General features: G+C 63.4%; 23 protein-coding genes and 1 pseudogene. 14 read left to right on the top strand and 10 right to left on the bottom strand.

The window, feature by feature from the left end; translation table 11 throughout:
* The first annotated feature begins 152 nt into the window (after positions 1–152).
* Together C6A77_RS06845 and C6A77_RS06840 are read left to right on the top strand one after the other, a co-directional pair.
* Positions 153–1,373 carry a zinc-dependent alcohol dehydrogenase gene (locus C6A77_RS06845; protein ID WP_114168770.1) on the top strand — a complete coding sequence of 407 codons (1,221 nt, stop codon included), beginning with the start codon at positions 153–155 and terminating at the stop codon, positions 1,371–1,373.
* Positions 1,370–1,696: pseudogene (locus C6A77_RS06840) on the top strand (short-chain dehydrogenase); the annotation flags it as partial. The gene C6A77_RS06845 and the pseudogene C6A77_RS06840, both read left to right, overlap by 4 nt.
* A gap of 141 nt (positions 1,697–1,837) precedes the next feature.
* On the opposite strand, the gene C6A77_RS06835 reads toward C6A77_RS06840, so the two are convergent.
* From C6A77_RS06835 to C6A77_RS06825, 3 genes are all read right to left on the bottom strand, one after another.
* Positions 1,838–2,362: a hypothetical protein gene (locus C6A77_RS06835; RefSeq protein WP_114168768.1), complete on the bottom strand. Its 525-nt coding sequence runs from the start codon at positions 2,360–2,362 to the stop codon at positions 1,838–1,840.
* Positions 2,363–2,641: 279 nt separating this feature from the next.
* Positions 2,642–2,791, bottom strand: coding sequence for a hypothetical protein (locus tag C6A77_RS25690; RefSeq protein WP_164497657.1), 150 nt, complete (start codon positions 2,789–2,791; stop codon positions 2,642–2,644).
* Between the two features lie 9 nt (positions 2,792–2,800).
* The gene (locus C6A77_RS06825) at positions 2,801–3,034 is read right to left on the bottom strand and encodes a PLDc N-terminal domain-containing protein (RefSeq protein ID WP_114168766.1); all 234 of its coding nucleotides are present in this window, start codon (positions 3,032–3,034) and stop codon (positions 2,801–2,803) included.
* A 185-nt stretch (positions 3,035–3,219) separates the two neighbouring features.
* Here C6A77_RS06825 and C6A77_RS06820 point away from each other — a divergent pair, with 185 nt between their 5' ends.
* Genes C6A77_RS06820 through C6A77_RS06810 form a run of 3 tightly spaced genes read left to right on the top strand, consistent with a single transcriptional unit; the run spans position 3,220 to position 4,694 of the window.
* Positions 3,220–3,723, top strand: coding sequence for a CinA family protein (locus C6A77_RS06820; protein ID WP_114168765.1), 504 nt, complete (start codon positions 3,220–3,222; stop codon positions 3,721–3,723).
* An 11-nt stretch (positions 3,724–3,734) separates the two neighbouring features.
* Positions 3,735–4,241, top strand: coding sequence for a hypothetical protein (locus tag C6A77_RS06815; RefSeq protein ID WP_114168763.1), 507 nt, complete (start codon positions 3,735–3,737; stop codon positions 4,239–4,241).
* Positions 4,242–4,250: 9 nt separating this feature from the next.
* Complete coding sequence (locus C6A77_RS06810; protein WP_114168761.1) at positions 4,251–4,694, top strand: YetF domain-containing protein; 444 nt, start codon at positions 4,251–4,253, stop codon at positions 4,692–4,694.
* Here C6A77_RS06810 and C6A77_RS06805 read toward each other — a convergent pair.
* Together C6A77_RS06805 and C6A77_RS06800 are read right to left on the bottom strand one after the other, a co-directional pair.
* Positions 4,678–5,754, bottom strand: a complete 1,077-nt coding sequence (locus tag C6A77_RS06805) for a M42 family peptidase (protein ID WP_114168760.1) — start codon at positions 5,752–5,754, stop codon at positions 4,678–4,680. The genes C6A77_RS06810 and C6A77_RS06805 overlap by 17 nt on opposite strands.
* Before the next feature lie 56 nt (positions 5,755–5,810).
* Complete coding sequence (locus tag C6A77_RS06800) at positions 5,811–6,107, bottom strand: DUF6555 family protein (RefSeq protein WP_114168758.1); 297 nt, start codon at positions 6,105–6,107, stop codon at positions 5,811–5,813.
* 191 nt (positions 6,108–6,298) lie between these two features.
* On the opposite strand from C6A77_RS06800, the gene C6A77_RS06795 reads away from it, so the two are divergent.
* The 3 genes from C6A77_RS06795 to C6A77_RS25500 all read left to right on the top strand — a co-directional run bounded on the left by C6A77_RS06795 (position 6,299) and on the right by C6A77_RS25500 (position 7,267).
* Entirely contained in the window at positions 6,299–6,763 is a 465-nt protein-coding gene (locus tag C6A77_RS06795; protein WP_114168756.1) for a hemerythrin domain-containing protein, read from the top strand.
* A gap of 63 nt (positions 6,764–6,826) precedes the next feature.
* Positions 6,827–7,072, top strand: a complete 246-nt coding sequence (locus C6A77_RS06790; protein ID WP_114168754.1) for a hypothetical protein — start codon at positions 6,827–6,829, stop codon at positions 7,070–7,072.
* 51 nt (positions 7,073–7,123) lie between these two features.
* Positions 7,124–7,267: a hypothetical protein gene (locus C6A77_RS25500; RefSeq protein WP_161959652.1), complete on the top strand. Its 144-nt coding sequence runs from the start codon at positions 7,124–7,126 to the stop codon at positions 7,265–7,267.
* Positions 7,268–7,270: 3 nt separating this feature from the next.
* Here the strand turns inward: C6A77_RS25500 and C6A77_RS06785 are convergent, their stop codons facing one another.
* Positions 7,271–7,567, bottom strand: a complete 297-nt coding sequence (locus tag C6A77_RS06785; RefSeq protein WP_114168797.1) for a hypothetical protein — start codon at positions 7,565–7,567, stop codon at positions 7,271–7,273.
* A 219-nt stretch (positions 7,568–7,786) separates the two neighbouring features.
* Between C6A77_RS06785 and cyoA the strand changes: the two genes are divergently transcribed.
* From cyoA to C6A77_RS06760, 5 genes are read left to right on the top strand one after another with little or no spacing between them, the layout of a single operon-like run.
* A complete protein-coding gene (gene cyoA, locus C6A77_RS06780) occupies positions 7,787–8,710 on the top strand; it encodes a ubiquinol oxidase subunit II (RefSeq protein ID WP_114168752.1) in 924 nt (307 codons plus the stop codon).
* Between the two features lie 5 nt (positions 8,711–8,715).
* Complete coding sequence (gene cyoB / locus C6A77_RS06775) at positions 8,716–10,689, top strand: cytochrome o ubiquinol oxidase subunit I (protein ID WP_114168750.1); 1,974 nt, start codon at positions 8,716–8,718, stop codon at positions 10,687–10,689.
* Positions 10,690–10,691: 2 nt separating this feature from the next.
* A complete protein-coding gene (gene cyoC / locus C6A77_RS06770; RefSeq protein WP_114168748.1) occupies positions 10,692–11,303 on the top strand; it encodes a cytochrome o ubiquinol oxidase subunit III in 612 nt (203 codons plus the stop codon).
* Positions 11,303–11,641 carry a cytochrome o ubiquinol oxidase subunit IV gene (gene cyoD, locus C6A77_RS06765; protein WP_114168746.1) on the top strand — a complete coding sequence of 113 codons (339 nt, stop codon included), beginning with the start codon at positions 11,303–11,305 and terminating at the stop codon, positions 11,639–11,641. Before cyoC ends, cyoD begins: the two co-directional genes overlap by 1 nt.
* Before the next feature lie 48 nt (positions 11,642–11,689).
* Positions 11,690–12,814 carry a mechanosensitive ion channel family protein gene (locus C6A77_RS06760; RefSeq protein WP_114168744.1) on the top strand — a complete coding sequence of 375 codons (1,125 nt, stop codon included), beginning with the start codon at positions 11,690–11,692 and terminating at the stop codon, positions 12,812–12,814.
* A gap of 33 nt (positions 12,815–12,847) precedes the next feature.
* Here the strand turns inward: C6A77_RS06760 and C6A77_RS06755 are convergent, their stop codons facing one another.
* The gene (locus C6A77_RS06755; protein ID WP_114168742.1) at positions 12,848–13,066 is read right to left on the bottom strand and encodes a hypothetical protein; all 219 of its coding nucleotides are present in this window, start codon (positions 13,064–13,066) and stop codon (positions 12,848–12,850) included.
* A 335-nt stretch (positions 13,067–13,401) separates the two neighbouring features.
* Between C6A77_RS06755 and C6A77_RS06745 the strand changes: the two genes are divergently transcribed.
* Positions 13,402–13,911 (top strand): DUF892 family protein, encoded by a 510-nt coding sequence (locus tag C6A77_RS06745; RefSeq protein ID WP_114168738.1) that lies wholly within the window; start codon positions 13,402–13,404, stop codon positions 13,909–13,911.
* A 55-nt stretch (positions 13,912–13,966) separates the two neighbouring features.
* Here the strand turns inward: C6A77_RS06745 and C6A77_RS06740 are convergent, their stop codons facing one another.
* The 3 genes from C6A77_RS06740 to C6A77_RS06730 all read right to left on the bottom strand — a co-directional run bounded on the left by C6A77_RS06740 (position 13,967) and on the right by C6A77_RS06730 (position 19,695).
* A complete protein-coding gene (locus tag C6A77_RS06740; RefSeq protein WP_114168736.1) occupies positions 13,967–14,845 on the bottom strand; it encodes a manganese catalase family protein in 879 nt (292 codons plus the stop codon).
* Between the two features lie 71 nt (positions 14,846–14,916).
* Positions 14,917–15,336 (bottom strand): general stress protein, encoded by a 420-nt coding sequence (locus C6A77_RS06735; RefSeq protein WP_114168734.1) that lies wholly within the window; start codon positions 15,334–15,336, stop codon positions 14,917–14,919.
* A gap of 225 nt (positions 15,337–15,561) precedes the next feature.
* Positions 15,562–19,695, bottom strand: a complete 4,134-nt coding sequence (locus C6A77_RS06730) for a CheR family methyltransferase (protein ID WP_114168732.1) — start codon at positions 19,693–19,695, stop codon at positions 15,562–15,564.
* Positions 19,696–20,436: the final 741 nt, after the last annotated feature.

Here is a 20,436-nt window from a genome sequence, read left to right as displayed (position 1 = left end):
TCAGTCGAGCGCACCCACCGGGCAAGGTTCACTTGGCTGGGGCCGACGGCGCCCGGCATCGCCACTGGATGATTCCGCCTGAACTTTACCGCCCGCCCCGACTTCCCCTGCATAGAGCATTTCCCCCACCCGCTATTGCAGGAGCTGAACCCATGAGAGCATTGACATACCACGGCAGCCAGGACGTCAGGGTCGACAACGTCCCCGACCCGATCCTCCAGGACGAGGACGACATCATCCTGCGGGTCACCGCCACCGCCATCTGCGGCTCCGACCTGCACCTCTATCACGGCAAGATTCCGCAGACCGAACCTGGCGATATCTTCGGCCACGAGTTCATGGGCATCGTCGAGGAGACCGGCCGCGGCGTGACCAACCTGCAGGTCGGCGACCGCGTGGTGATTCCGTTCGTGATCGCCTGCGGCAGTTGCTTCTTCTGCCAGCTGGAGCAGTTCGCTGCCTGCGAAACCACCAACACCGGCCGTGGCGCGATCCTCAACAAAAAAGGCATTCCGCCAGGTGCGGCGCTGTTTGGCTATAGCCACCTGTACGGTGGCGTGCCCGGCGGCCAGGCCGATTTCGTCCGGGTGCCCAAGGCCAACACCGGCCCGTTCAAAGTGCCCAGCGCCCTGCCGGACGACAAGGTGCTGTTCCTCTCGGACATCCTGCCCACGGCCTGGCAGGCGGTCACCAATGCCCAGATCGGCCAGGGTTCCACGGTCGCCATCTACGGCGCCGGGCCGGTCGGCCTGCTGAGCGCGGCCTGCGCACGCATGCTCGGCGCGCAGACGATCTTCATGGTCGATGACAACGACTACCGGCTGGCCTTCGCCCGTGATGCCTACGGCGTGGTGCCGATCAATTTCGAGCAGGATGACGACCCGGCCGACAGCATCATTCGTCTTACCCCTGGCATGCGCGGGGTCGATGCGGTGATCGATGCGGTCGGCTTCGAGGCCAAGGGCAGCACCACCGAAACGGTGCTGACCACGCTGAAGATCGAAGGCAGCAGCGGCAAGGCGCTGCGCCAGAGTATCGCCGCCGTGCGCCGCGGCGGTGTGGTCAGCGTGCCGGGGGTGTACGCCGGTTTCATCCATGCCTTCATGTTCGGTGACGCTTTCGACAAGGGGCTCACCTTCAAGATGGGCCAGACCCACGTGCAGAAGTTTCTGCCGGAACTGCTCGAGCACATCGAGGCCGGGCGCCTGCAGCCGGAACTGATCGTCACCCACCGCCTGGCCCTGGAAGAAGCGGCCATGGGCTACAAGATGTTCGACCAGAAGCAGGACGATTGCCGCAAGGTCATCCTCGTGCCGGGCGCTGCCGCCGGCACTTTGGGGCCTGACCACGCCTTCGCGGGGACGCAGCCATGATCGACCCGGCAACCGGCATGAAGCCGGGCGAACGCTACCAGGTGGAGAACCTTGAACGGGTGCACCAGTTTCCCGGGTTCTTCCTGGATGGCAAATATTACCTGGGGCCTGAACTGCTGACTGCCCTCGGCTGGCTGGAGGGGCAACGGTTCATCTACGACGCGCTCGATGCCACCGGCGAACCGGTGTTCCCCGGCCGCGCGGCAGGCGACATCAAAGACCTGACTTTGATCCTGGTCGACGGTACGCGCCTGCAACTGAGCCGTATCGATGCCGAGGCGGCAGCTTCGACAGCCGACGCTGACCGCGCGGCACAGCCTGCCGGGCGCCATAAACGGCCCAACCGGCCTGGCGTGTTGAGCGTTGCGGCCATGCTGCTGTTGGGTGGTTGCGCGTTCGCGCTATTGCGCCGTGCCCGCCGCTGAACCCGCACCAGCCCCCCCCCGGCGGAGGGGGCCGCAGGCTCATGCCAGCTGGATGAACACGGCGTAGGCGCCGAGCACCAGCCAGAACACCAGGAAGATCCACGGCGTGCGCAGGGAAAACAGCAATGACTTGCGGTGCCCGGCCAGCGAGGTCTCGGCCTCGCTGAACAGCGGCGATTCATCGTAGGCCAGGCCCATCAGCGGCTCGCTGCGCAGCAGGTGGCTCTGCTTCAACTGCCAGTGCTCGATGATCTTGTAGGCCGCGCGAATACCCGGCCAGGCGTTGAGCGAACTGAGCACACCGAGCAGGGCGAGGAACGGTGGCACGATAAGGGTGAACATCTCGCCCCAGCTCTGGTTGAGGTTACCCATCGACGACACGAAGGCGATCACCAGAAACGACTGCGCGGCGAGGTAGGCGTCGGTGCGGTTGGCCAGAATGCTGGTTTCGTACTGGATCTCCTTGCGGTAGAAATCCAGCCGCTCCTTGGGCGAACCGAACATGCGGGCGTTGTGCTCGGTGATTTCGTGTTCCGGTGTGGAGGGAGTGATGATGCGCGGCACGCGGGGGCTCCTGGCATGTGAAAGGGTGGTGTCCGAGGCTGCAGAGCTGCATGGCAGTAGTCCGCTTACCTGTGGGAACAACTGTCTTGCTCAATTTCTGAATACTGGCGCGATCCCTGTGAGAGCGGCTTTAGCCGCGAACACCGGCACAGCCGGTGCCATCCACCGCGTTGCCTGCTTCGCGGGTGAACCCGCTCCCACAGGGATCGCGCCAGCTTTTAGAAATTGAGCAAGACAGTTGCTCCCACAGGGTTCTTGCCAGCTCTGGCAACAGCGAGTTCAGCGCTTGCGCCGTGGCGCTTCCCGCGCGGTTTTCTGCGCCGTGGAATCATGCGCCGTACCCGTCGAGCCATCGGGGCGCTGGGCATCGTTGTCGCGCTCCTGCTCCCCCTGGGGCTCGCTGCGCGCGGGCGTCGATTGCTGGTTCATGTCCACCTCCTATCCCTTGCTGTGTTCCGGCGAAGACGGCCCAGTGCCGCGCTTGATGCCACGCGGCCCGAGCACGCCCCAAATGGCCAGGCCGACCACCGGCAGCGCCAACAGCAGCAAGGCCCACATCGCCTTGGTCACATCGGTCTTGTCGCTGCGGAACACACTGACAATGGCCCACAGATCGACCAACAGAATGATCGCCGCCACGGCGATCCAGAAATAGGTTACGGGCTCGGTCATGATCGCCTCTCCTCTGGTTGAACCGGCGGTGGTGCATGTCTTGCGCCACCCTCCTACTTAAGAGGAAGCCGCCAGCCCAGGCAAAGTTCAGCCAGCTTTGCCCGCCCATGACAGGTGGCCCACACGCAATGAACCAACCGCCGTAGAAACACGTCCACCACAAAACGACGCATGAGTGAGCTGCCATGGCAAACGACCCTGTAATCGAGGCCCTTGATTACCTCAAGGCCCACAAGCTGCTCCTGACCACCGCCGAGTCCTGCACCGCCGGCGCCATGGTCGCGCTGCTGGCGGCGGTCCCCGGCACCGGCGAAGTGCTGGAAAGCGGCTATGTGGTGTACTCGCCCAGCGCCAAGAAACGCCTGCTCGGGGTCAACCCGCAAACCATCGAACGCTACGGCCTGACCAGCGAGGCAGTGGCCTGGGAAATGGCCTTGGGCGCCCTGAAAGACAGCGACGCCAGCGTGGCCATCGCCAGCACCGGGGTCGCCGGGCCCGAGCCGCAGGGTGCCATCGCCCCGGGCACGGTGTGTTTTGCCTGGGCATTTGCCGGGGAGCCGCTGGCCGTGTTCACCCGTAGCCAGCGCTTTTTTGGCGAACGCGCCGATGTCATTCGGCAAAGCGCGCTTTACGGCTTGTCGCACCTGCAGGCCTACCACCAACGCTGGTTGCGCGGTGAACGCGCCTGAGGGCTGACGCCATGAGCGAAGACGAACTGGTCTCCAGGTGCCACCCGGTCGAGGAAGACATGCGCATGCAGCAGCGCGTGTGGCGCTTCGAGCGGGTGGGATGGTACGTGCTGGTGCTTATCGTGCTGCTGGCCCTGGCCGGCTTGTTCGGCAACGGCCCGCTCAGCGATGCCCAGGTCACCAGTGAAGACGGCCGCGTCCAGGTCGAGTATCAGCGACTGAGCCGCAGCGGCACCACCGACAACCTGCGCATCACCGTTCACGGCAGCGCAGGCAAGCCGGTGATGGTGCTGCTGGGCGGCACACTGCTACGTGAAGCCAGCATCGAGACCCTGCAGCCCGAGCCGCAACAGTCATTGTCCCACGGCAAGTCGCTGCTGCTGCAGCTGGGTACCAGCAAGGACGGTATCGCCACCCTCTACCTGACCCTGCGCAGCGAACATGTCGGCACCCTCGAGGGCGTGGTCAGGGCCGGCGAAAGCAGCGCGGTACGCTTCTCCACCTTCCTTTTCCCCTAGGAGCTCGACATGGACTCGATTCTCCGCGCAGCAGGCATGTACGTCGCCCTGATGCTGCTGTTTCGCGTGGCCGGCAGGCGCTCGCTGGCCGACCTCACCACCTTCGATTTCGTCTTGCTGCTGATCATCGGCGAAGCGACCCAGCAGGCCTTGCTGGGCGAAGACTTTTCCTTCACCAATGCGATGCTGGTGATCGCCACGCTGATCGCCCTGGATGTCGGCCTGTCCCTGGCCAAGCTCAATTCCAGGCGCCTGGCGCGGCTGGTGGATGGCCATGCCACCCTGGTCGTCGAGCAGGGGCGCTTTCTTCACCAACGCATGCGCCGGGCCCGGCTGACCGAGGACGACATTCTCGAATCAGCGCGGGACAGCCAAGGCATCGAAAGGGTCGAGCAGATCAAGTTCGCCATCGTCGAACGCAACGGCAAGATCTCGGTCATTCCTCAGGAGTGACAGCCGCGTGCGGCTGCAGCAGATACTCCAGCAAGCTGCCGGCACAGGCGCTGATCCCCTCCACCAGGACCATTTCGAAACCGTGGGTGTTTTCCGTCGGGATGGCAATGCAGCCTGCCCGCGCATCGGTACCCGAACTCAGCACCGCACTCGCGTCGGAGGCAAAGTCGACCAGCAGCGCCGGCTGCGGCGTGTAGCCTGCCCGGCGCGTCGCGGCGATCAGGGCCTGCACCACGCTGCGGCTGTAATAACCTTTCTGGTCGCCGGTATTGATGATCGGGTCGGCGCACAGCCGGGTGGCATACTCATCCAGCACCGGCCCGACTTCCACCGCGATGGTGGTATCGCCGGGTAGCCTGGATGCCGCATACATGGCACCGGCGTTGGATTCTTCCTCCAGTGTGGTCAGCACGAACCACACGTCCTGGCGCAGTTCGCTGCGTCGCTGACAAAGCAGCTGCGCGCACTGGACTACCGCTGCCAGTGGCGCCCGGTCGTCGAGAAAATGGGCCGCGATACAGTCCTGCACCTTGAACGGCTGTCGCCAGTGCTGGCTCAGTACCACCCGCGTGCCTGCACGCACCCCGGCCTGCTCCAGGGCCTGCGGGGTCATGCGCGTGACGACGTAGACATCCTTCCATTGCACGGCGCCGGACAGCACATCGCGCCCGGCCCCGGACTGCCCGCTGTTGTGCATCGAACCGTAGGACAGCACCCCCGGCAGCACCTGCCGTTCAGCCAGGATATCGACCGGGCAGACGCCGAAACTGATGGGCTGCGCGCCGCCCAGCGCCAGCACCTCGAGGTTGCCATCCGGCCTGACCTTCTTGACGATCATGGCGATCTCGTCCAGATGGGCCATGACCCGTATCGCCGTAGCAGGGTCGGCTGGGGCCGCTGCGCGAATGACCCCGACCAGGTTACCTGCGTTGTCGCAGTGGACCTCTTCGCAACAGCTGGCCAGTGCGCGCTGGGCGATTGCCCGGACCTCGTCTTCCTGGCCGCCCGGACCGCGCGCCAGCAACAAGGCATCGAGTAGCGGTTGTATCTCCACAAACATGTCCTCAGCAATCGAGGCCGCAGCGCGACCCCGATCTTTCAGGCCAGAGAAGCGCTTCAGGCCTCTCCGGCAGTCCCGTTGGAGAATTTCTTCACATCGATCGGTGGCGCGACGAATTCGGGGCCCTGCCCCGAGGCGCGCCAACGCACATTGGCAAGGCCATAGCGCTCGGCCATCGGCCGGCTGACCTTCTTGATCTTGTGCTGGCCAAACCGTGGGATGATCCCCACACCGGCATCGCAACTGGCCCAGTGCCAGGCCTCGGCGTTATCCATGCGTTCCTGGCGGATGATGAAGGTGCGAAATTCCCCGTGAAGCTCGTACTCGATCACAAACAACTGCTGTCCTGCCATTGGACTCTCCTTCTTCGATTCAGGCTAATGGAGCCTGCCCCGCGGAAAAAGATTCATTAATTCTGACCCGGTGGTCATCGCCGGCGCCCACGGCTGCGCCCGGTGCGCTGGTCAAACGCTTTGAACCTTGCCGCTTGCACCTCACTCCATCGAAGGCAACCGTGACTTTTCCGAGCCCGAAGAGGTGTTTCATGAACGCGATCGAACTGCTGACCCAGGACCATCAACTGGTGAAAAAACTGCTGGAAGAGCTGTCCTCCACCACCGAGCGCGCGGTGAAAAAACGCGCCGAGCTGCTTGAGCGCATCAAGCAGGAGGTGACCATTCATACCGCCCTCGAAGAAGAAATCCTGTACCCGGCCATCAAACAGGCCGGCGGCAAGGAAGAAGAGAAAATGTACTACGAGGCCAAGGAGGAGCACCGCACCGTCGACTCGCTGGTGCTACCCGACCTGCTGCAGACAGAAACCGCCACCGTCGAATTCGCCGGCCGGGTCAAGGTGCTGAAAGAACTGCTGGAGCACCATATCGAGGAAGAGGAAAGCGAGCTGTTCCCGACCGCTCGCAAACTGCTGGGCAAACAGGCGCTGGACGAGATGGGCCAGGCCATGGAGGCGCAGAAGAAACTGCTCAAAGGCGAACAGAGCGCCGCCTGACGCCCGCCTGCGCGCCTCACCAGGCGCGCAGGTATCGCTTTCAGCCCGTTGTGGAACCGCTTGATGGAATACTGGATCGACTTTCTCGAATGGCCTGCCATGGCCCTGACGGTGCTTGCCGCCTGGTGCATCGGCTCGCGCCGCCCCGGCCGCCGCAAGCTGGGTTTCTGCTGCTTCATCGGCAGCAACCTGCTGTGGGCAGTGTGGGGCTGGCAGGCCCAGGCCTGGGCGCTGATCATCCTGCAGGTCTGCCTGTGCGCCATGAACCTGCGCGGCTGGAAGAAGAACACCGCCATGGAACCGGGCTGACCATCCACGGCGACCGCTAACCCGGGTAAGCCCTTTTGGAGGAAACACGCCATGACCAACCCCAACCACCCCGACCCGTATGTCGATGATGTCCCGCACAACCCCGGCGAGCCGGTACCCAAGCCCGAGCCGGAACAGGAGGCACCCGACTGGCAGGACGACCAGGTGCCACCGGAGGAGCAATCCGACGGCTGAGCCTCAGTTGCCCAGCGGCTCGGCGTTGAACGCCCGGCCCTCGCTGGCCACCCGCCGTGCATACCCCACCCCCCAGACCAGCGCGCGGCTCATGGTTTCGCCGGCGCGCTGGGCGTAGGCCCGCTCGTACAGCGCCGTGCCATCAGCCCGATACACGCCGATGAACAGCTGCGTCGCCCCGGTACGTGACAGCCGTGTCTGGACCTCCAGGCACGTGCCATCGCCGAGGGTTTCCTCGTGGACCTGATGATGCAGGATCGGATCGCGCCATTTACGGTACGTCTCGCCTCTTTTCTTCATGGGGCTGCCCTCGTCGGTGTTGTCTTCCATAGGCCTCGGTCTACCCTGGCCAGTGCCAAAACAATCCGCGCCATCAGACAGCCGGCCAAGCCAGGCGCCTGCGCCAGCGGCCGAGCACCACTCGTCGCCAATGCACACATTCCATACAACCTTCTGCCGCCCGCCCTTCTTCTAACGCAACAAGCCTGAACATTCGGTAACACAATACGGGGCAAGATCATGGCGAAGGGATATGCGCAAGCCGCCAGGCTGGTCGGCCTGCTGGTGCTGGGAGCGGTCGCGTTGCAGTTGGCAGGGTGCGACATGGTGCTGTTCAACCCCAAGGGCCAGGTCGGCCTGGAACAGCGCAACCTGATCATCCTCGCGACCCTGCTGATGCTGATCGTGGTGATCCCGGTAATGGTCCTGGCGCTGGTGTTCTCGGTGCATTACCGGGCCTCCAACCTGAAGGCCCGGTACACACCGGAGTGGAGCCACTCGCGGGTGATCGAGTGTGTGGTGTGGGGCGTGCCGCTGGTCATCATCATCGTGCTCGGCATCGTCACCTGGCGCTCCACCCACGCCCTGGACCCATACCGCCCGCTGCAGTCCGACGCCCGCCCGATCCAGGTACAGGTAATCGCCATCGACTGGAAATGGCTGTTCATCTACCCCGAACTGGGCATTGCCTCGGTCAACGAACTGGCCATGCCGGTGGACACCCCGGTGGACTTCCGGGTGACCGCGGACGGCGCCATCACCTCGTTCTTCATCCCGGCGCTGGGCGGGCAGATCTACGCCATGGCCGGCATGCAGACGCAACTGCACCTGATCGCCAACCACCGCGGCAGCTATACCGGCATTGCCGCCAACTACAACGGCCCCGGTTTTTCCGACATGCACTTCAAGGCCCTCGCCCTCGACCAGGCCGGCTTCGATGCCTGGGTGGCCAAGGTGCGAAGCTCGCAACGCCAGCTCGACCAGGCCAGCTACACGCAACTGGCCCGGCCCAGCGTCGCCCACCCGGTGGAGCACTACGCCGCGGTGGATGCGCAACTGTTCCAGAAACTGATCGACAAGTACCAGGGCGTCAACCGCTCACGCGAAGTCGAGCGGCGCCTGGGCGACCCACAAGCCGCTGCGCAGCAACCCGGCAAGGAGTAACGCACATGTTCGGAAAACTGACCTGGGATGCGATCCCGCTGGGCGAGCCCATCATCATGTACACCCTGGCGGTGGTCGGGCTGATCGGCTTCGGCGGCGTGGCGGCGATTACCTGGAAGCGCAAGTGGAAATACCTGTGGACGGAGTGGTTCACCTCGGTCGATCACAAGCGCATCGGCGTGATGTACATCGTCGTCGCGCTGGTCATGCTGCTGCGCGGCTTCGCCGACGCGCTGATGATGCGCACCCAGCAGGCCATGGCCTCGGACGGCTCGCCCGGCTACCTGCCGCCCGAGCACTACGACCAGATCTTCACCGCCCACGGGGTGATCATGATCTTCTTCATGGCCATGCCGTTCGTGGTCGGCCTGATGAACATCGTGGTACCGCTGCAGATCGGCGCCCGCGACGTGGCCTACCCGTTCCTCAATGCCGTCAGTTTCTGGCTGTTCGTTTCCGGTGCGTTGCTGGTCAATATTTCCCTCGGCATCGGTGAGTTCGCCCGCACCGGCTGGGTCGCCTATCCACCGCTTTCCGGTATCGGCTACAGCCCCGGCGTCGGGGTGGACTACTACATCTGGTCGCTGCAGATATCCGGGGTGGGAACGTTGCTCACCGGCCTGAATTTCTTCGTCACCATCCTCAAGATGCGCACCACCGGCATGACCTTGTTCCGCATACCGGTGTTCACCTGGACCGTGCTGTGCACCTCGATCCTGATTCTGGCGGCCTTCCCGATCCTCACCGCGACGCTGTTCATGCTCACCCTGGACCGCTACCTGGGCATGCACTTCTTCACCAACGAGCTGGGCGGCAACCCGATGATGTACATCAACCTGATCTGGGCCTGGGGCCACCCGGAGGTGTACATCCTGATCCTGCCGGCGTTCGGTATCTTTTCCGAAGTGGCGTCGACCTTCTCGCGCAAGCGGCTGTTCGGTTACTACTCGCTGGTGTGGGCGACCATCGTCATCACCGTGCTGTCGTTCATCGTCTGGGTGCACCACTTCTTCACCATGGGCGCCGGGCCGAACGTGAATGCCTTCTTCGGCATCATGACCATGATCATTGCCGTGCCCACCGGGGTGAAAATCTTCACCTGGCTGTTCACCATGTACCGCGGGCGTGTGCGCTTCGAAACCCCGATGCTGTGGACGGTGGGTTTCATCGTCACTTTCAGCATCGGCGGCATGACCGGCGTGCTGCTGGCGGTGCCGGGGGCGGACTTTCTGCTGCACAACAGCCTGTTCCTGATCGCGCACTTCCATAACGTGATCATTGGCGGTGCGGTGTTCGGCTACCTGTGCGGGCTGACCTACTGGTTCCCCAAGGCGTTCGGTTTCAAGCTCTACGACCCGCTGGGCCGCGCGGCGTTCTGGTGCTGGCTGGTCGGCTTCTACTTCGCCTTCATGCCGTCGTATTTCCTCGGCTTCATGGGCATGACCCGGCGTCTGAACCATTTCGATGTGCCGGAATGGCGGCCGTTCCTGCTGCTGGAAATGCTCGGTGTGCTGATCATCCTGTGCGGCGTGGCCTGCCAGGCGATGCAGCTGGTGGTGAGCATCCGCAAGCGCCACGAGAACCGCGACCATACCGGCGACCCCTGGGATGGCCGCACCCTGGAATGGGCGACCGCCTCGCCACCGCCGTTCTACAACTTTGCCGAACAACCTGTGGTACAGGGTATCGACGCTTACTGGGGGATGAAGGAAAAAGGCCTGAAAACCCTGGTTGAAGCGGATTTCCGCAAGATCCACATGCCCTGCAACACCAGCCTCGGCGTGGTACTCGGGGCCCTCGCCACGGTGCTGGGCTTCGCCCTGGTCTGGCACATCTGGTGGCTGGTGATCGTCAGCCTGCTGGCCACCGTGGCGACGCTGATCGTGCGCAGCTACGACCCGCATACCGAGTACTACGTCACCGCCGAGGAAGTCGAGCGCGTGGAAAGCGAACGGCGGCAACTGATGGCGGAGGCCTGACCATGTCCCATGTCGTGTTGAACGAAACCGCCCATCAGCAGGAGCAAGGTTACGAGGATGCCGGCTCGCTGAGCCTGTTCGGCTTCTGGATCTACCTGATGACCGACTGCATCCTGTTCGCCACGCTGTTCGCCACCTACGCCGTGCTCGGCCAGGCCGTGGCAGGCGGGCCGAGCGCGGCGGACATCTTCGAGCTGCCGTATGTGCTGGTCGAAACGTTCCTGTTGCTGTTCAGCAGCATCACCTACGGCTACGCCATGCTGGCCAACCACCGTAAGGACAAGCGCCGGGTGTTGCAGTGGCTGGGGCTGACCTTCCTGCTCGGCCTGGGCTTCATCGCCATGGAGATCAACGAGTTCTACCAGCTGATCGCCGAGGGCGCCGGCCCGCAACGCAGTGCCTTCCTCACCGGTTTCTTCACCCTGGTCGGCACCCATGGCCTGCACGTGCTGACCGGGCTGGTATGGATGGCCGTGCTGATGGTCCAGGTACAGCAGCGTGGCCTGACCTGCGTCAACTCCACACGCCTGAGCTGCCTGAGCCTGTTCTGGCACTTCCTCGACATCGTCTGGGTGTGCGTGTTTACCGTCGTCTACCTGTTCGGGGTGATCTGATGTCCAGTGAAAGCCAGGTTCACAGCAGCGCCGGTGCCAGCCAGAGCAGCCACCTGTCCTATAACGTGGGGTTCCTGCTGGCCGCCATTCTCACCCTGGTGCCGTTCGGCCTGGCCATGTACCCAGGCCTGCCGCGCGCACTCACCTTTCTGCTGATACTGGCCTGCGCCGTGCTGCAGATCCTCGTGCACATGGTGTTCTTCCTGCACCTGACCACCGCACGCGAACAACGCTGGAGCCTGGTGGCGCTGGTGTTCTCGATCGTGATCATCGTGCTGCTGGTGGGGCTGTCGCTGTGGATCATGTACTACGTGCACGCCAACATGCTGGGCCTGTAGCGCCCGTACCTTGAGTCACCCAATCCTTACGGAAGGAGGCAAGCCCTCATGAGTGATCGCATCATCGCATTGTTCGCCGATACCACGCTGTTCGGCATCTCCATTCTCAACCTGCTGCTGGCCTTGACCGTCGCCATCGTGACCTTCCTGGTGGCGCGGGCGGCCATCAGCTTCCTGCTGCGGCGCGTCAGGCGCTGGTCGGAACACGACGGGGTGTTGAGCCAAGTGCTGGCCAAGGTGCTGGCAGGGACCAGCAACTTCCTCCTGCTGCTGGCCTCGCTGCTGGTCGGCCTGAGCATGCTCGACCTGCCCGAGCGCTGGCTGACGCGGGTCGGCAGCCTGTGGTTCGTGGTCGCGGCGTTGCAGATCGGGCTGTGGGCCAACCGCGCCATCGGCCTCGGCCTGAGCCGCTATTTCGCCCGGCACAACACCAGCGGGCTGAACCAGGGCAGCGCCTTGGCCACGCTGTCAGCATGGGGCGCGCGGGTCTTGCTGTGGTCGGTGGTGCTGCTGGCGATGCTCTCCAACCTGGGGGTGAACATCACCGCGTTCGTCGCCAGCCTGGGGGTGGGCGGTATCGCGGTCGCGCTGGCGGTGCAGAACATTCTCGGCGACCTGTTCGCTTCGTTGTCGATCGCCGTGGACAAACCCTTCGAGGTCGGCGACTTCATCGTCATCGGCCCGCTGGCCGGTACCGTGGAACACGTCGGGCTGAAAACCACGCGCATCCGCAGCCTGGGTGGCGAGCAGATCGTGATGGCCAACGCCAGCATGATCAGCAGCACCATCCAGAACTACAAGCGCCTGCAGGAACGGCGCATCGTGTTCGAGTTCGGCCTGTCGTACGACACGCCCACCGAGGCGGTGAAGAAAGCCCCGGGCATCGTCGAAGAAGCCATCAAGGCGCAGCAACAGGTGCGTTTCGACCGCGCTCACCTGCGCGGCTTCGGCAAGGAAGCGCTGGAGTTCGAATGCGTGTACATCGTCCAGGACCCCGGCTACAACCTGTACATGGACATTCAGCAGGCCATCAACTTCCGCCTGCTCGAGCGCTTTTCCGGCATCGGCGCCAAGTTCGCCGTGCCGGTGCGCGCCATCAAGGTCACGGCCTTGCCCGAAGAAGCCAACGCGCGCGGTCAGGCGCGGGAAAGCCTGGGTATCAGAGGGGCATGAACGGGCGCCCTGCCCGCTCACGCCGTTGGTGGCTCAGGGCTGCTGGTAATGGCCCGGCGATGTGCCGGGCTGATGCTCATGTTCCAGGCGCTGCACCTGCACATCGGTGAACGAGGTCGCTTCATTGCGGTGCACGCCTTGCAGATAATCGCGCGCAGCGTCCCTGCTGAGGTCTTCTTCATCACTGCGCAATTCACAGGTGCCGGGTTGGTTGTCGAGAATGTAGCTGATCAGGTACAGGTACTTGGCCATCGAATGTGCTCCCGCGTGGCTGGTTGAAAAACGGACGACGCATGGGGTTGATCCGGCGGCAGATGTATCCGTTCAACGCCAATGACGGCTGGCTCAAGTGCCGTCTGCGTACCCTGTGGGAGCGGCTTTAGCCGCGAAGAATCCAGCGCGGTGGATGGCACCGGCTGCGCCGGTGTTCGCGGCTAAAGCCGCTCCCACAAGGGTTGCTGTTCATTCAGAAGATTTGTGAAGTCCTGTAACCGGCATTGCCGCTGCCATCCGTCGAGTGGTTCGACCGTTCCAGCCCCGGCGGCCTCACAACAGTACCTATCACTGCAATGGAAGAGGTACTTGCAATGGCAACGGTACAAGACAACCTGCTGGACTGGCTGCGCGACGCCCATGCCATGGAGCAGCAAGCCGAGAGCATGCTCAAGGGCCAGGCCGAACGGCTGGAGCACTATCCGCAGCTCAAGGCCCGCATCGTCCAGCACATCGAAGAAACCCAAGGCCAGCAACGGGTACTGCTGGAGTGCATCGAGCGCCTGGGTGGCAGCACTTCCACGCTCAAGGACCTGGCCGGCAAGCTCATGGCGTTCGGCCAGGCCGTCGGCGGCATGGTCATGAGCGATGAAGTGGTCAAGGGCGCGATGTCCGGCTATGTGTTCGAGAACATGGAGATCGCGTCCTACACGGTGCTGATCGAGGCGGCCGAGGCGGCCGGCGACAGCGCCACGGCCCAGGCGTGCCGGTCGATACTCAAGGAGGAGGAAGCCATGGCCCAGTGGCTGAAGGAGCACCTGCCGGAGATTACCCGTGCCTTCCTGGCACGCTCCGCTGACCCGGACGCCGAAGCCAAACGTTAAGGCAAGCGTCAACAAGTTACCCGCAGCGGATCGCAAGATCCGTTGCGGGGTATCATCACACCGGCTCGTCGCCGTTGACCTTGCCCAGTTCCGCGCCAGTCAGTGGCTGCAACTCGGGGTTGGACATCGTTCTGAGCTTCATGGCTTCGGCCGCTGCCGCCGACGCTTCATCGAGCTGCACGGTCGCCATGCCATCGCCGCCATCCACCGCAGGCTCGGGCTGGTCGACATAGACCCAGTCCTGGCCTTCGTTCCACGACCCGCGCATTTCGCCGCCGTGGGACAGGTTGAAGTAGGTGCGGTTGAACTCCGGGTCGCCTGGCAGCTTGCCTTGCGGGAAGTTCGGCTGAATCGAATGCAGGGCCTTCTCGAACGACATCTGGTGGGCGATCTCACGGCTCATCAGGAAGCCCAGGGCATCCTTGATTCCCGGGTCGTCGGTGACGTTGATCAGGCGTTCGTAAACGATCTTGGCCCTGGCCTCGGCGGCGATGTTGGAACGCAGGTCGGCGGTCGGCTCGCCGATGGTGTCGATGTAGGCAGCCGTCCAGGGGATGCCACCCGAGTTCACCAACGCGGCACCACCGCCATACAGCAAGCTGGTGATGTGCGAATCGTTGCCGGCACCGGTCAGTGAGCGATACAGCTCACCTTCCGCCTCGACCCCTTCTGCCAGGCGCCCCTTGGCCCCCTTGTTGAGCATGACCACGATCGAACCGATGATTTCCAGGTGGCTCAGCTCTTCGGTGGCGATGTCGAACAGCATGTCCTTGCGCCCTGGGTCATCCTCGGTCACTGCCTGGGTGAAGTAGCGCATGGCCGCCGCCAACTCGCCCTGGGGGCCACCGAACTGTTCCAGCAGCAGGTTCGCCAGCCCTGGGTTGGGCTCGGCGACGCGAACGGTATATTGCAATCGCTTGTTGTGCATGAACATTGGCAAATCCTCTTTAGCGTACCGAGGCGGCCGTGGCCGCCTCGGCAGGTTCAACGGACTTTCAACAGGTGCTAGCGGTTGTCATCGCTGTTGCGCCCGCCGCCATGGCTCTGTTGCCCACCTTTGCGGCCGGCTTCCGAGGCTTTCTCGCGGTCGTTGGCAAAATTGCCGCCGGAGGCTTGCCCGCCTTTCTGGCCAGCCTCGGAGGCACGTTCAGGATCGTTCTTGAAATTGCCACCGGACATCTGGCCACCTTTGTGGCCAGCCTCGGAAGCGCGTTCAGGATCGTTCTTGAAATTGCCCCCCGACATCTGCCCGCCTTTGTGGCCGGCTTCGGAGGCGCGCTCAGGGTCGTTCTTGAAGTTGCCCCCCGACATCTGTCCGCCCTTTTGACCGGCTTCGGAGGCCTTCTCGCGGTCGTTGGCGAAGTTGCCTGGGTTGGTGTTCGCGCTGCCGCCCTGGTTGCTGCGTTTGTCGTCGTTGTTAGCCATGATTTTCACCTCATGTGGTTAACACAGGTTGGTCTGTGTTAACTAATGACCGAAGGCAAACGCTTCAGGGTGAAAGTGATTTCGCTAACGCTGACGAAATGCCTTAAGCAATTGGGCACAAGATATTCGCCCGGCCAAACCCTGTAGCACTGATGGCAACAGGCTGATCTTCCGAGGCGCCAATTGCTTGCAAGGGGCCTTGCGTTGCACAAGGCCCCTGCTGGCTCAAGCCCGCCCCTTGCGGCAGACCGCCTCGATGGCCCCGACCAGGTCATCGTATTGCACTGGCTTGGTGAGGCGCCGGTCGAACAGTGCAGCCTCGTCCGCCCGCTTGGCCTGGCTCGAGCCATAACCGCTCAGGGCAATGGTCGGCGTGGTGCGGTGCTGCTGCTTCTCACGCAATGCGCTGACGAACTCATGGCCATCCATTTCCGGCATGCCGATATCCGTCAGGATCACATCGAAACGTTGCTCGGCCACTTCACGCAGTGCCTGGACCGGGTCGAGGTAACTGCTGACCAGCGCCTGTTCCATTTCCAGCAGCATGCGCATCACCTCGACGACTTCCGGCGAATCGTCCACCAGCAGCACCTTCAGCCCCTTCAGCCGGCCGTCACCGGCCTCCTGTACCTCTGCCGCCGCCAGCTCGGTCACATCCTGGCTGGACAACGGCAGCTCGACACAGAAGGTCGAGCCGTGCCCCAACCCGGCTGAACGGGCGACCACCGAGCCACCATGTGCTTCGACCAGCTGCCTGACCAACGACAGGCCGATACCCAGGCCATCGCGGCGGTGATTGCCATGCTTCACCTGTTTGAACAGTTCGAAGATGCTGGCCAGGTCGGCAGCCGACAAGCCCGGGCCATTGTCGATCACATCCAGGCGCGCGCAGGTCTGCGTGCGGCTCAGCACCACCCGCACCCGGGCATTCTCGCCGCTGAACTTCAGCGCATTGTTGAGCAGGTTCCACACCACCTGTTCGATCCGCGTCGGGTCACCATTGACCAGCAGCGACGCGCCCGGCTGTGGCAGTTCGAGGATGATGCGGGCCGACGGGTACTCTTCTGCGGCAATCGCGTGAATCGACGTCACCAGGCCGGCCAGGTCCAGCAGCTGGCGCTTGAGCTTGAGCTTGCCGGTACGCAGCCGGGCCGTATCCAGCAGGTCATCGATGATGCGCGCCTGGCTGGTCACGGCATCGTTGATGGTCGCCAGCGCCTTGCTCGCGTTGACCGTGTTGCGTACCGCCGGTAGCCGGCGAAGAATTTCGGCATTGAGCTGGATCAGGTTGAGCGGGTGCTTCAGCTCATGCGACATCACCGCAAAGAACTCATCCTTGAGCATGCTGTTGGTCTGGGTCTCGGCCAGCTGTTTGCTTTGCTCGTCCTGCAAGCGCTTGTGACCCGTCAGGTCGCGGGCGATCTTGACGAAGCCTGCGGTTTCGCCACGCAAGCGCGCGGTTTCGCCACTGCAATAGAAGCGGCTGGCGTCCTTGCGCACGTGCCAGCGCTCATCCTCCGCGCGGCCATGCTCCTGGGCCTTGCGCAGTTCCGTTTCAGGCACGCCGGCGGCGTTGTCCTCTTCGGTGAACAGCACGCTGAAGTGGCGGCCGATGATCTCGTCGGTGTTGTAGCCGAAAATGAATTCCGCGCCGCGATTCCAGTCGCTGATCAGCCCGTTTCCATCGAGGATGATGATGGCGAAGTCCTGTGTGCTTTCGGCGACCAGGCGCATGCGCTCCTGGCCCAGGCGCAGGTCCTCTTCCGCTTCGCGGCGCTTGGTGATGTCGATGAAGGTCAGCACCGTGCCGTCGATATGGTCCTCGCTGGAGCGATACGGCAACAGCCGGGCGATGTACCAGCGATGGTCGCTGCTGCTGACCTCGCGCTCCATCATGGTCAGCGACTCGTACACCGCGGTGGCGTCATCGGCCAGCTGCGGGTAATCGAGCCGGTGGGTGATGTCGAGCAACGAACGCCCGGTGTCCACCGGCAACATGCTGAAAATGTCCTTGGCCCGTGGCGTGAACCAGCGGATGTGCATGTTGCGGTCGACGAACACCGTGGCGATATCGGTGGACGCGATCAGGTTGGCCAGGTAATCGTTGATCTTGTCGGTTTCCTCGACCTTGCTCTTGAGCTCGTAGTTGACCGTCAACAGCTCTTCGTTGATCGACTGCAGCTCTTCCTTGCTGGTTTCCAGCTCTTCGGTGGCGGAGCGCAGCTCTTCGTTGATCGCCTGCATCTCTTCGTTGGAGGCCTTGAGCTCCTCGCTGGAAACCTCCGATTGCTCGATGGTCTCCTGCAGGTGCAGCTTGGTGCGCTGCAGCTCGCTTTCGAGGCTGGCCATCACCTTGTTCTCGGTCTGCTGGTCGAACTCCAGCAGTTGCTCACCGACGCTGACCGGGGCCATGTTGAAGACGATGGTGCAGACTTCCTGCTCGGTCACATCGTCCTTGTACGGGCGGGCGGCGATGTCGAGCCAGAAGTCGCCGGCGGCCTCGCTGATGCGCACCTTGCGCGACAGCGTGGCCTTGCCGCTCTGCTGTGCCTGGAACAGCGTGGTGCGCAACTCCAGCCGGAGCTCCGGCATGACCAGCACCATCACGTTGCGCCCGACTTCGCCGGTCACATAACGCAGGAAACGCCCTGCCCCTTCGTTCATGTGCAGGATGTCGCCATTGGCGTCGACGATCATGCTCGGCGGCATCTGCTGGGCCATGGCCCGGTTATGGATATCGGCGTAGGAAAACTTGCGCGGCACCTGTACCAGCGGTGCCGGCAGCGCCAGGCTGGACAGGGTGAAGCCGCCCCGGGGCATGGTCGGTGCGCGGCGGTTGACACTGGCGCCGACCTTGGCGCGGAAAATGCGGTTACGCTTGTCGACCGGGGTGAACAGCTCGGGGCAGGCGTCGGCGGACTCCGACGAGCCCATGAACAGGTAACCACCCGGGCGCAAGGCGAAGTGGAACATCTGCAGCATCTCTTTCTGGATGTCACGGTCCAGGTAGATGAGCAGGTTGCGGCAGACGACCAGGTCGATTTGCGAGAACGGCGGGTCGGACAGCAGGCTGTGTTTGGCGAACAGCACTTTTTCGCGAATTTCCTTACGCACCCGGAAGTGGTCGTTTTCCTTGACGAAGTACTGCCGCAGCCGCATCGGCGGCACATCGGTGACGATGGCTTCGGAATATAGCCCCGCCCGGCCGACGGCGATCGCCCGTTCATCGATATCGGTGGCGAACACCTGCAGCTTCAACGGATTGGTCTCGAGCTTCTGGTGTTCGGCGCTGAGGATCGCCAGGCTGTAGGCTTCCTCACCGGTCGAACAGCCGGCCGACCAGATGCGTACTTCCTCGCGTTTGTCATCCTCGCCATTGGCGCTGAGCAACGAGCCCAGCACATGGCGCTCGAGGGCTTCGAACGCCTCGCGGTCGCGGAAGAAGTTGGTTACGCCGATCAGCATGTCGCCAAGCAGCTTCTTGGCTTCATCCGGTGTTTCTTCAAGGTAACGCAGGTAGCTGGGCAGGTCCGGTTGCGCGGTCACCTGCAGCCGGCGTTCGATACGCCGCAGCACGGTGGCGCGCTTGTAGTGCTTGAAGTCGTGGCCGGTGCGGTTGCGCAAGGTACGCAGGATATCCTGCAGCACCCGTTCGGCGTCCTCGCGGGCGTGCTCCTCGGTCTGTACCGAGACTTTCAGATCGTGGGGCGCCGGCAGCCTGATGGTCTGCGTGTTGCGCCACAATTCCAGCAACTTGTGCGGTATGTCGACCACCGGCAGAATCGCATCGACCATGCCGGTGGCGATCGCGGCATGCGGCATGCCGTCGAACTCGGCATCGTCAGGGCTCTGCACGATGGTGATGCCGCCCTGCTCCTTGATCCGTGACAGGCCCACCGCGCCGTCACTGCCGGTGCCGGACAGCACCAGGCAGAAGCTGAACTCCTTGTGCACATCCGCCAGGTCGCGGAAGAACAGGTCGATGGCAATATGCTTGCCCAATGGCCGGGTCGAGGGCACCACTTTCAGGTAGCCATCGTTCATCGTCAGCTGCGAGGCCGGCGATATCACATAGACATGATTGGGCTCGATGCGCGAGGTGCCGTTCACCTGCAGCACCGGCATCGCCGTGGCCGACTGCAGGATCTTGTCGGCCACGCTTTCGTGGTCTGGCGAGAGGTGCAGCACAATGACGAAGGCCATGTCGCTATTGGCCGGCATGTGCTCGAAGAATATCTTCAAAGCGGCAAGCCCGCCGGCCGACGCGCCGATGCCGACTACCGGAAAGTTCAGGTGACTCGGCACAATCCCGTCCCGCTCAGGCTGCGAGGCAGAGGAAGGTTTGATCGTCCTTTTCATTGTTTGAACTCGTATTCGATGAAAACCCTGGCGAGACAGCGTGTTCTCGTGAGACTGGCGCAGGTGAGGGATGCGTCAATGATAACAAGTATTGATCTGCCGGGCGGTCACTTGTTGGATCTTGGGGGCAGGGTTGTCGAGGTGGGAGCAACTGTCTTGCTCAATTTCTAAAGCTGGCGCGACCCTCAGGCCTATGGCGCACGCAGTACCTGTGGAAGCGGCCGTGGCCGCAAATACCGGCGCAGCCGGTGCCATCCTCCGCGTTGCCTGCTTCGCGGGCTTGCCCGCACACATGGAATCGCGCAGGCCTAGGGCTCACGCGGTACCTGTGGGAGCGGCTTTAGCCGCGAACACCGGCGCAGCCGGTGCCATCCTCCGCGTTGCCTGCTTCGCGGGCTTGCCCGCTCCCACATGGAATCGTGCAGGCCTTGGGCTCACGCGGTACCTGTGGAAGCGGCCGTGGCCGCGAACACCGGCGCAGCCGGTGCCACCCACCGCGTCGCCTGCTTCGCGGGTGAACCCGCTCCCACAGGGGGCTGCGTATGCCGCGGGTTTACGCAGTCCCTGTGGGAGCGGCCGTGGCCGCGAACAACGGCGCAGCCGGTGCCATCCTCCGCGTCGCCTGCTTCGCGGGCTTGCCCGCTCCCACATGGAATCGTGCAGGCCTATGGCTCACGCGGTACCTGTGGGAGCGGCTTTAGCCGCGAACACCGGCGCAGCCGGTGCCATCCAACGCGTCGC

The organism is Pseudomonas sp. AFG_SD02_1510_Pfu_092, assembly GCF_003331055.1.
GTDB lineage: Bacteria > Pseudomonadota > Gammaproteobacteria > Pseudomonadales > Pseudomonadaceae > Aquipseudomonas.
The sequence above is the reverse complement of the archived record's forward strand: the minus strand, read 5'-3'. Positions and strand labels throughout refer to the sequence as shown.